A 10,804-nucleotide genomic window follows, 5' to 3' on the forward strand; every position below is an offset into this window, starting at 1 on the left:
ATCCCAGAAAGACCGGGTGCTATGAATGCAATAGAAACCAACGGAATCACATTAGCCAGTCTAGTGTTACGAATCGCTATCGGAGCCAACCTTTTAGGGCATGGCATTGTTCGCATGGGCAACAAATATGAAGTTTTTCGGGATTGGATCAAAACCCTTTTTTCTGAAACTCCACTCCCGTCCGTTCTCATTAGTACAATGGGATATATCATCCCTCCTCTGGAATTATTATTAGGTGTTCTCATCATTTTAGGATGGAATACAAAATGGAGTTTGGTATTGGCCAGTTTACTCATGTGTTCACTCATCTTTGGAATGTGTTTACTTGAAAAATGGGAGATCGTTGGAATCCAAATGATTTATATGGTCTGTTATTTTTTAGCTCTAAGTTCGGTAGATAACCAAATCCTATCAATTGATTCATTTTTTAAAATGAGGAATTTATGAAAGTAATTGCCGCCGTTTATGATTCCATTGAAAAAAAATCCGTATTACAAACATTAGATGTTCCGAAAGAACCAATTGGACCACACGATGTTCGAATAGAAGTCAAAGCGATTTCTGTCAATCCAGTCGATTATAAAGTTAGAAATTCGATCACAAAGGAAAATCCTGGTCCAAGAATTTTAGGATGGGACGCTGCAGGTGTTGTGACGGAACTTGGTGCAAAGGTATCCACTTTGCAATTGGGAGACGAGGTTTTTTACGCAGGTGATCTCAAACGACCAGGAAGTAATGCTGAATTCCAAGTAGTAGATGAGTTTATAGTAGGAAAAAAACCAAAAACTCTTAGTTTCAAAGAAGCTGCATCCCTTCCTCTAACAACGATTACTGCTTATGAGTCCATTTTTGAAAAATTAAAATTGGATCCATTAAAAAATAAAACAGTTCTTGTTGTGGCAGGTGCTGGGGGTGTGGGAAGTATCACCATACAAATTTTAAAACAAAAAACAAATGCAAAGGTCATTGTGACGGCTTCCCGAGAAGAATCGAACACTTGGGTCAAGTCCCTCGGTGCTGATTTGGTAGTCAATCCAAACAAAGATTACCTGGAACAAATCAAAACCTTTGGACTCAATGGAGTTGATGAAGTCCTTCTTTTGAGTGATCCGAAAGACCATTTCGAAAATTTAGCGAAGGTGCTCTTCCCCTTTGGAAATATATGTTCTATCGTCGAATCTGGATCTCCCCTCAATATGAACCTTCTTAAATCCAAAAGTAATGGATATTTAAATGAGTTTATGTTTACAAGGTCCATGTACCAAACAGAAGACCGAATCAAACAAAAACAATTGTTAGAAGAAATTGGCGACCTTGTGGACAAAGGAAAAATCATCCCAACAAACAAATTAGATTTGGGAGAGATGACTGTCGAGAGTCTAAACAAAGCACACGAACTATTACAAACAGGAAAAACGATAGGTAAAATCGTACTCGGAGGAATCAAAAAATGAATACAGGTCTAAAAGACAAAAAAGTTTTGGTGACAGGATCCACAAAAGGGATTGGGTTTCAAACCGCACTGAGTTTTGCAAAAGAAGGTGCTGAAGTGTTCCTCCACGGTAGGTCGGAGGCAGATGTAAAAGTGGCCATTTCCAAAATCAAAGCAATCGTACCGAATGCAAAGTTAGGTGGGGTATCAGCCGATTTAGCAATAGAGGAAGGAATCCAAAAACTGACAAAAGAAATTCCTGAACTTGATGTACTGGTGAACAATGCAGGATACTTTGAGCCAAAACCTTTTTTTGAAATCAAAAGAGAAGATTGGAAAAAAATGTATGAAACCAATGTCTTAAGTGGTGCCGAACTCACCCAATATTACTTAAAAGGGATGATCCAAAGAAACTACGGCCGTATTGTTTTTGTTTCAAGTGAATCGGCTCTCAACATTCCTGTGGAAATGGTTCACTATGGAATGAGTAAAACCGCACAGCTCTCCATCTCTCGCGGTAGCGCTGAAGTTTGTAAGGGAACAAGTGTTACAGTCAATTCGGTTTTGCCAGGCCCTACACTTTCGGAAGGGGTGGAAGATTTTATTGAGTCCCTGGCAAAGGAAAAGGGAAAATCAAAGGAAGAAATGGCAAAGGACTTCATTCGAGAAAATAGACCCTCATCCTTAGTGGAACGTTTTGCAAAACCTGAGGAAATTGCGAATGTCATCCTCTTCCTCGCAAGCGAACTTGCATCGATGATCAACGGTGCCTCCGTTCGAGCTGATGGAGGAGTCTATAAATCGATTTAAAACCCGGAACTTGGATGGTTTGGTTTTTCTAAAAATAGGAAAAGGAATTTTGCTTCATTTACAGAAAACCGGCAAATTTCCAAGCTGGAACCAGTATGAAAGAATATGACATCATTGTCATTGGGGCGGGGGCAGGAACCAAACTTGTAACCCCACCTTCCAAAATCGGAAAACGAGTCGCTGTTTTTGAAAAGGAAACTCCGGGAGGGACTTGTCTCAATCGGGGTTGTATTCCTTCCAAAATGGTGATTTATCCTTCAGAACTCATGCGTATGGCAGAGGGTACGGAAAAATACCCTGTATTTTTTAAAGAGAAACCTGTAGCTGATGTCACAAAAATTTTCAAACGAGTGAACGAGGCGGTAAAATCAGATTCCGATTCCATTCCCATCGCTTACGAAAAAAATCCAAATATTGACTATTACCCAAAACAAGTTCGATTCATCGCTGAACGTATCCTATCCGATGGAGAAGAAACTTATACCGCCAAACATATATTCATTGTTACAGGGACAAGACCCAATATCCCAGATATCCCTGGACTAAAAACAACTCCGTTTTGGACTTCGAGAGAGGCACTGTCTCCAGACAAATTTCCAAAATCACTCATCATCATTGGTGCCGGATTTATTTCTTTGGAACTGGGTGCAGCTTACAAGGCCTATGGTTCGGATGTAATCGGACTTACACGAACAGATGTTTTGCGAACAGCTGATGGTGAGATCAAAAAGGAATTAAATAAACATTTACCATTCCCCATCGAATCTCATTATCAAATCGAAACAGTAGAATTCAAAGATGGTCTTTTTTTTGTCACAGGGTGGAACGACCAAGGAAAAAAAACCACCCATTCCGCAGAGCTGCTTCTAGTGGCCACGGGTATTCGACCGAATACGGACGATCTTGGACTCGAACATACTAAAATCAAAACAAACGTTAGTGGATACATCCAAGTGAATGATCACTTAGAAACCACAGAACCTGGAATTTATGCTTTCGGCGATGTGATCGGAAGGTATTTTTTTCGCCATAGTGCCAATTTTGAAGGGGAATATCTTTTTGACCTTTTGTATGGAAAAAAAGAAAACCAACCCATCCAATACCCTCCTATGCCGGAAGCAGTATTCACACACCCTCAAATTGCAAGTGTTGGATTCACAGAAGAGGAACTCCTCCAAAAACAAATTCCCTATTACAAAGGTGTAAACCCCTATTCTTCCAGTGCCACAGGGATGGCAAGAATGTCCGATTCCGGATTTGTGAAAGTGTTAGTTTCCAAAGAAACCGAACAGGTACTAGGTGCTCATATCATAGGTGAGGAAGCAGCAAACCTCATACACCAAATCCTACTTGGGATGTATTTAAAAGCCAAATTAGATGATTATTTGGGAATGATCTATATCCACCCTGCCATTTCTGAGATCACAAGAAATGCTTTTCGAAAAGTAAAAGAAGAAAAACTGAAAGGTGCCAAATGAAAAAGTTTTTATTCAACCGTTATGACAAAGAAACCTTAAAAAAACGTGTGGAAATGGACACAAGAGAACGTCGTGTCATTTCCTTTTATCGTTATGTGAAATTGGAAGACCCAATTCAATTTCGGGACAAACTTTATGATGCCTTTGAAGATTTAGGTATTCTCGGTAGAATATATTTAGCAAAAGAAGGGATCAATGCCCAATTTTCAATCCCGATCGAAAACTATGAAGCACTACGTTCGGCAGTTGATTCAATTCCCGAACTAAACAAAATCTATTTTAACGATGCTGTCGAAGACAAAAAAGAAAGTTTTATCAAACTCGCCATTAAGGTTCGCAAAAAAATTGTAGCTGATGGACTTGATGATTCAAAATTTGATCCTTCGGATGTTGGAACTCACCTAACACCTCTCGAGTTTCATGATGCCATTTCCGAACCTGGTGTGGTTGTGGTGGATTTACGAAATAATTATGAATCCGAAGTAGGACATTTTGAGAATGCCATTCTACCTGATGTGGGAACGTTTAGAGAAGAATTACCTCTTGTGGAAGATCTCTTAAAAGAAAACAAAGATAAAAAAATTCTACTCTACTGCACCGGTGGGATTCGTTGTGAAAAAGCCAGCGCCTATTTAAAATACAAAGGTTTTTCCAAAGTCCACCAATTGCGTGGAGGGATCATCAATTATGCAAAGGCAGTCCAAGATGCTGGTATCCCTTCTAAGTTCAAAGGGAAGAACTTTGTTTTTGATGATCGTTTGGGGGAAAGAGTGACAGATGATGTTCTAACCGTTTGTTATACTTGTGGAAAACCGAGTGATCGACATACCAACTGTGCCAATCTTGGTTGCCATGTTCTTCTTGTTCAATGTGAAGATTGTTCTAAAGAACTTCTTGGTTGTTGTTCCGAGGAATGTAAAAATATCATCTTACTCCCAGAAGATATGCAAAAAAACTTACGAAAAGAAAATATCAAAAATAAAAAGTATCCGACACACCATCTAACAAGGAAACTAGTAGGAAGATAAATGCAAAAATACGCAATCGAATTAGAAGGTTTAGAAAAGACATATTCCAATGGAGTGAAAGCCCTTCGTTCCATAAATCTGAAAGTAGAATCAGGAGATTTTTTTGCCTTACTTGGTCCCAATGGTGCAGGGAAATCAACAACCATTGGAATTTTAAGTTCTTTGATTAATAAAACAGGAGGGAAAGTCAAAATCTTTGGAACTGACATTGATTTGCAACCTGACCTTGCCAAAACCTTTCTTGGAATTGTCCCCCAAGAATTTAATTTTGGAATTTTTGAAGCTGTGGAACAAATCCTAATCAACCAAGCCGGTTTTTACGGAATCCCATACAAAGAAGCCAAGGAAAAAGTCGAATATTACTTAGAAAAACTATCACTGATCGACAAACGGAAGTCAGCTGCCGGCCAACTCAGCGGCGGCATGAAACGAAGACTGATGATTGCAAGGGCCCTCGTCCACGATCCCCAACTTCTGATTTTAGATGAACCCACAGCAGGTGTGGATATCGAAATCCGTCGGTCTATGTGGGAATTTTTAAAAGAACTGAACCAGGCTGGAAAAACCATCATCCTCACAACCCATTACCTGGAAGAAGCAGAATCTCTGTGTAAGAACATAGCCATCATCGACAAGGGAGAGATTGTGGAAAACACTTCGATGAAAAAACTCCTACATCGTTTGGACAAAGAAACTTTTATTATCGATTTAAAAAAATCGATCAAATCAAAACCTATGTCAAAAAAATTCACCTGGGACTGGTTAGATGACCATAGTTTAGAAGTTCAGTTAGATAAAAAAGAATCGGTGAACCAATTGTTTACTGAACTTACAAAACTGAACTTAGAAGTTCTAAGTCTTAGAAATAAATCCAACCGATTGGAAGAACTCTTTTTATCATTAACAGGAAAAAACTAAATATGTGGAAACAAAACTTCACAGCCTTACAAACCATTGTGCGAAGAGAATGGATTCGCATCATTCGGATCTGGGTGCAAACTCTCATCCCACCAGTCATCACGATGGCCTTATATTTTTTAATTTTTGGAGAACTAGTTGGTCGTCAAATTGGAAAAATAGGAGAATTCACTTACATTGAGTTCATTGTTCCGGGCCTAATTATGATGAGTGTCATCACCAATTCATACAACAATGTGGTTTCTTCCTTTTTCTCCAGTAAGTTCCAAAAAAACATTGAAGAGTTACTCGTGTCACCGACCTCACCTTATACCATTGTCATCGGTTATACCTTTGGTGGTGTGGTGCGAGGAATCTTTGTGGGAATTCTTGTCACACTTACCTCTCTATTTTTTACAAACCTCCGGTTCCATAATCCGTTTGTGATTCTTTTCACTGTCCTTATGACTTCCATTTTGTTTTCTTTAGGTGGTTTTTTTAATGCACTGTTTGCAAAAAAATTTGATGATGTGACCATCATTCCCACCTTCATTTTAACTCCACTTACGTATCTTGGTGGTGTTTTTTATTCGGTAAAAAACCTTCCTGGATTTTGGCAAATGGTATCCTACTTCAATCCCATCCTTTATATGGTGAACTTGTTTCGATATGGATTTATTGGTGTAACCGATGTAAATTTATACTTTTCTTTTGGGTTCATCATTCTACTTTCAGGAATTCTTTTTATTATCAATGTGAGGTTAATGAAAATTGGTTATGGAATCAGAAACTAAAAACTCAAGACTGAATCGAATGGAAACCATCCTTCATGAAAAATTTCAACCTGTGTCAATCCTCCTTCGAGATGTTTCTCTCGAACATGCGGGCCACCCAGGAATGACCAAAGACTCCAAAGAAACCCATTTCCGTTTGCAAATGGTTTCCTCCAAATTTTCCGGAAGATCCACTGTAGAAAACCACCGATTGGTCTACGCCGAACTCGGAGAAGAATTTAAGAAAGGCCTCCATGCTCTAGAAATGGATCTTTCTGCTCCTTAGGTGAGTCTAATCAGTATGACAAAACCCGTTCTCATCAGCTTTAAACTTTGTCCCTATGTGCAACGATCTGTGATCAACCTTCTTGAAAAAAAAGTGGATTATGATATCAAATACATAGACCTCGCAAACAAACCTGATTGGTTTTTAAAGATTTCTCCATTTGGGAAAGTACCCGTCTTACAAGTGGGAGACGATGTGATTTTCGAATCCGCAGTCATCAACGAATACCTTGATGAAACGAGTGCACCCGCTCTGCATCCGAAAGATCCCATCCAAAAAGCCAAACACCGTTCCTGGACAGAATTTGCCAGTGCCCTCCTTGTGGACCAATACGGATGGACGATGGCAAAGGAAAAAACAGATTCGGATAAAAAAAGAGAAGAACTCCTTTCAAAATTCAAAATCTTAGAAGCAAGCCTTCCTTCCTCCACAAGCAATTCTCTTTTCTTTGCTGGATCCAAAATGCATTTGGTGGATACTGCCTTTGCTCCATTTTTTATGCGCCTACAATTTTTAGCCGACCATAACCCAGAACTTTACTTACTAAAAGATTTTCCAAAAATCCAAAAGTGGAGCGAAACTCTACTTTCATTGCCATCTGTAAAGAATTCTGTTTTACCAGAAGTGCCTAAAGAATATCTTGAATTTATCAAAGCCCACCATTCCTGGATGGGAGGAATACTATAGGATGACAATCCCAGAAATCCAAAAGAAAATTGAAGATGGCCTACCCGGCTCTCGAGTGGAAATTCTTGATCCCTATCGGGATGGAGTCCATATCAAAGCAGTGGTTACCTTTTCTGGCTTTGCTGGCAAGGGCCTCATTGAACAACACCGGATGGTGTATGCCACTTTGAAAGATGAATTAAAAGAAGAAATCCATGCTTTGGCATTGGAAACTAGGAGCGAATAACCATGGAACAAGAGTTAAAGGACAAAATTGAATCCTTAATCAATTCAGAAAAAGTTTTTCTTTTTATGAAAGGAACACCGGAAATGCCACAATGCGGATTTTCAGCAGGAGTAGTTTCAACTCTCAAACAACTCGGAATTCCGTTTGGTTCTTTCAATGTTCTTTCTGATATGAAAATCAGAGAAGGAATCAAAGAATTTACCAACTGGCCGACCATCCCTCAGCTTTACATCAAAGGTGAATTTGTAGGTGGTCATGACATCACAGTACAAATGGCTCAGTCTGGCGAGCTTACCAAAAGAGCAGGATAATTTTTATGATCCGCCTCTTCCAATACGATACTTGCCCTTATTGCAGACGTGTGATCCATACAACGGAATCACTTGGTCTTGTACCTGGAAAAGATATTGAATTTGTTGAGGCTTCTTACGGAACTCCCGGCCGAGCAGAAGTGGTTCGGCTTGGAGGAATCTCCCAAGTTCCTTTTCTCGTCGATGGTGATGTCCAAATGTATGAATCAGCAGACATCATAACTTACTTAAAATCAAAATACTCTTAATCGAAAGAAGTTACTTACTTCGAAGTCGATTGAAACCCAAGTAAATCCAATATTTTATCACCAACAAACCTTGGTTTGCCGCTATATGGAAACTCATGGATATAAAGAACAGGATTGAAATTAATTTCTAAGATCGCATAAGTCTTTGGATCTGGTTTTGATTCAATACTTGAGGAAATGATATCGATCCCACAAATCACAGCCCCTGCTGCTTTGGCACAGGATACAGCAATGGATTTGAATTCTGGATGTACATTGTCTGTCACATCAAGAGAATCTCCACCGGTAGAGATATTGGAATTTTTTCGGAGGAAAATTTGTTCCCCTAAACTTGGAACCGAATCAAAACCTAGGCCTTGGTCTTTTAGGATTTGTGATTCCACTTCCGACATCTGAATTTTTTCCAGTGCGGTTTTATGGCCTTCTCCCCGTCTAGGATCTTCATTCTTTTTTTGGATTAGTTCCCGAATCGAACTTTTTCCATCTCCTATGACATTGGCAGGAACTCGGTTACAAACAGCCATTACCTCATCACCTAACACCAAAAATCGATACTCTGGTCCTTCCATAAATTCTTCTATGATGATAGAATTGGAAAGTCCCAAAGCAATTTTCACAAAGGAAGTAAATTTTTCTAAACTATCTCCTGGCTCCGAAATTCCAATTCCCAGTCCAAAGTTGGTTGTGACAGGTTTAATGACTTTCTTTTTGTCTAAAAAGAAAGAATAGTCTTCCAAAGCAGATTCTAAATTTGAATAATTTCGACCCACAGGAACACGGATTCCATTCTCCTCTAACACAAGTTTGGAGGCAATTTTATTCTCCATTACAAGGTATGTCATCAAACTATCGAGTCTCGTTTTACTCGCTTCTTTGACAAACTCCGTATGGTTTCCTTGGACGAGACGTAGGAAGTTTTCTTTGCGGTCAACCATCTCAATTTTGATCCCTCGTGTCAGGGCGTCCCGAATGATGATTTGTGTGGAAATTTCTAAATCTTCAAAGCCTGCTGGTAATGGTTTTGTCTCTGACACTTCAAACCCCACTACAAAGTTTTAGAGGTTTAATTTGAATGGGTTTTTGATTTTTCTTTAAATGACTGCCCTCTAGGTTTTCAATCTTTTGTTGTTCGTAAATGGATTGTACACTCAAATCTTCATAATACTTGATTACGTTTGGTGGTAGTGGGTATTGTAAAAGTTCTTCTTTATGTAATTTTGCAAGTGTCAGGCCAAATTCACGAAAACTGGATTTATGAATTTTTAGATCTAGTTCTGACATTGTGGAACCCAGTTGGCTTGGATCGTTCCATTTTTCCCAAAAATTTTCCCAGGCTTTACTGTAAGGGCCGTTCCCATCATTTTCATCCAATAAGTCAGCAATGGGTTGAATTTCCACAAAGAGTTGGTAGGTTAAATCTCTGAGGTTCATTTCTTCTCCCATAAACTTAACTTTTGTTTCGTCCTTTCTACCAAACCAAGTGGTTACTTCTTGGTTTTTTCTCCAGTCTGCCATTTCCACCAAATCTGCTTTAGGTGATTCATTTAACATACAATAGAGTAAAACCATATGTAAAAAATAGAGTCTATTTTCTTCCACACCGATGGCAGAAAAAGGATCCAAATCCAAAAGCCTAATTTCTAAGTATTCCACTCCTCGTTCCACAAGTGCATCCACCACTCGTTCGTCACCTTTCGGTACTTGTTTAGGACGGACAAGAGAGTAGTATTCATTTTCCAATTGAAGGATATGGTCATTCAGCTGGTTGGTTGGTTTTCCGTTGAACTGTTTGTATGGTGTGTAAGATTTAGAAACAACCTGACACATGTCAGAAGCATACTCTTCCAGAGAATTTACCGAAATAGGATATTTCCCTTGCACTTTACTTGTATATCCAATACTAGAAAGACGAAGAGTTGTGGCAAAATCCGACTTTAAAGTTTTAGAATCTAGTTTTTTAATTTGTTTCGACTCTTCAGTAAAAGTAACATCCGTTAAACTAGAAGACCCAAATAAATACAATAAAGCAGGTGAAATTCTATAAAAATTACGAATGGTATCAAAGTATATTTGTGACTTTGTACTTGGTGTTAATGGTTTTTTAAAACGTTTTTCAGAAACTACCGATAACATACAAGTGTCAAAGGAAATATTGTAATGCACACCCGAAATCGTTTGCATCTTCTTTCCATACCGGTGCCCTAATCCATTCCGATAGATAGTTTTTTTTCGACCTTCTACAGAGGTTCCATAATTTCCCACTTCGATTTTATTTTCAGAAGGTAAAACCGGGGGCATACTAAAGGGCCATAAATATTCTGCATCCAATCGACTGGCAGTAAAGGCATGTAATTCTGTCAGTTCTCGTAAAGCATCCGGAATAGACTTATGTACATTTGTTGCATATTCGATTTGTGCTTCGGCAAAATCAGTTTTAATGAGTGGGTGGGTTAAACTTGAACCCAAAGATTTCGGATGTGGGTTTGTGGAGATCTGGGATTTTCCATCCACACGAACACTTTCTCTCTCTAATCCATGTTTGGCGCTTAGTAAACAAGCTCTGTATTCTTCTGATAATAAATTACGGGTTGAATTTTTTTTGTTCGATGTTAATAACTTTGATTTCAT

Annotated in this window: 14 protein-coding genes; 12 read left to right on the top strand and 2 right to left on the bottom strand. The window is 38.9% G+C overall.

The features are described 5' to 3' along the window. Positions 1–21: 21 nt before the first annotated feature. The 12 genes from EHR01_RS05060 to EHR01_RS05115 all read left to right on the top strand — a co-directional run bounded on the left by EHR01_RS05060 (position 22) and on the right by EHR01_RS05115 (position 8,176). A complete protein-coding gene (locus EHR01_RS05060) occupies positions 22–447 on the top strand; it encodes a MauE/DoxX family redox-associated membrane protein (RefSeq protein WP_135693608.1) in 426 nt (141 codons plus the stop codon). Then, on the top strand, positions 444–1,454 hold the full coding sequence (locus tag EHR01_RS05065) for a zinc-binding alcohol dehydrogenase family protein (protein ID WP_135693609.1): 1,011 nt from the start codon (positions 444–446) through the stop codon (positions 1,452–1,454). The genes EHR01_RS05060 and EHR01_RS05065 overlap by 4 nt, the downstream gene beginning before the upstream one ends. After that, positions 1,451–2,242, top strand: a complete 792-nt coding sequence (locus EHR01_RS05070) for an SDR family NAD(P)-dependent oxidoreductase (RefSeq protein ID WP_135693610.1) — start codon at positions 1,451–1,453, stop codon at positions 2,240–2,242. The genes EHR01_RS05065 and EHR01_RS05070 overlap by 4 nt, the downstream gene beginning before the upstream one ends. A gap of 95 nt (positions 2,243–2,337) precedes the next feature. Further along, a complete protein-coding gene (locus EHR01_RS05075; RefSeq protein WP_135693611.1) occupies positions 2,338–3,720 on the top strand; it encodes a dihydrolipoyl dehydrogenase in 1,383 nt (460 codons plus the stop codon). Beyond that, positions 3,717–4,748, top strand: coding sequence for an oxygen-dependent tRNA uridine(34) hydroxylase TrhO (gene trhO, locus EHR01_RS05080; protein WP_135693612.1), 1,032 nt, complete (start codon positions 3,717–3,719; stop codon positions 4,746–4,748). Before EHR01_RS05075 ends, trhO begins: the two co-directional genes overlap by 4 nt. Beyond that, positions 4,749–5,666, top strand: coding sequence for an ABC transporter ATP-binding protein (locus EHR01_RS05085; RefSeq protein WP_135693613.1), 918 nt, complete (start codon positions 4,749–4,751; stop codon positions 5,664–5,666). 2 nt (positions 5,667–5,668) lie between these two features. Then, on the top strand, positions 5,669–6,439 hold the full coding sequence (locus EHR01_RS05090) for an ABC transporter permease (protein WP_135693614.1): 771 nt from the start codon (positions 5,669–5,671) through the stop codon (positions 6,437–6,439). After that, on the top strand, positions 6,423–6,704 hold the full coding sequence (locus EHR01_RS05095) for a BolA family protein (RefSeq protein ID WP_135693615.1): 282 nt from the start codon (positions 6,423–6,425) through the stop codon (positions 6,702–6,704). Before EHR01_RS05090 ends, EHR01_RS05095 begins: the two co-directional genes overlap by 17 nt. Before the next feature lie 15 nt (positions 6,705–6,719). Further along, complete coding sequence (locus EHR01_RS05100) at positions 6,720–7,391, top strand: glutathione S-transferase family protein (protein WP_135693616.1); 672 nt, start codon at positions 6,720–6,722, stop codon at positions 7,389–7,391. A gap of 1 nt (position 7,392) precedes the next feature. Beyond that, entirely contained in the window at positions 7,393–7,617 is a 225-nt protein-coding gene (locus EHR01_RS05105; protein ID WP_135693617.1) for a BolA/IbaG family iron-sulfur metabolism protein, read from the top strand. A gap of 2 nt (positions 7,618–7,619) precedes the next feature. Continuing rightward, positions 7,620–7,928: a Grx4 family monothiol glutaredoxin gene (gene grxD, locus EHR01_RS05110; protein ID WP_135693618.1), complete on the top strand. Its 309-nt coding sequence runs from the start codon at positions 7,620–7,622 to the stop codon at positions 7,926–7,928. Positions 7,929–7,933: 5 nt separating this feature from the next. Then, a complete protein-coding gene (locus tag EHR01_RS05115) occupies positions 7,934–8,176 on the top strand; it encodes a glutathione S-transferase N-terminal domain-containing protein (RefSeq protein WP_135693619.1) in 243 nt (80 codons plus the stop codon). Positions 8,177–8,190: 14 nt separating this feature from the next. Here the strand turns inward: EHR01_RS05115 and gshAB are convergent, their stop codons facing one another. Continuing rightward, positions 8,191–9,210 (bottom strand): bifunctional glutamate--cysteine ligase GshA/glutathione synthetase GshB, encoded by a 1,020-nt coding sequence (gene gshAB / locus EHR01_RS05120; protein ID WP_135693620.1) that lies wholly within the window; start codon positions 9,208–9,210, stop codon positions 8,191–8,193. Between the two features lies 1 nt (position 9,211). Further along, positions 9,212–10,804, bottom strand: a complete 1,593-nt coding sequence (gene gshA, locus EHR01_RS05125; RefSeq protein WP_135693621.1) for a glutamate--cysteine ligase — start codon at positions 10,802–10,804, stop codon at positions 9,212–9,214.

Origin of the sequence: Leptospira mtsangambouensis, from assembly GCF_004770475.1 — a bacterium.
GTDB classification, from domain to species: domain Bacteria; phylum Spirochaetota; class Leptospiria; order Leptospirales; family Leptospiraceae; genus Leptospira_A; species Leptospira_A mtsangambouensis.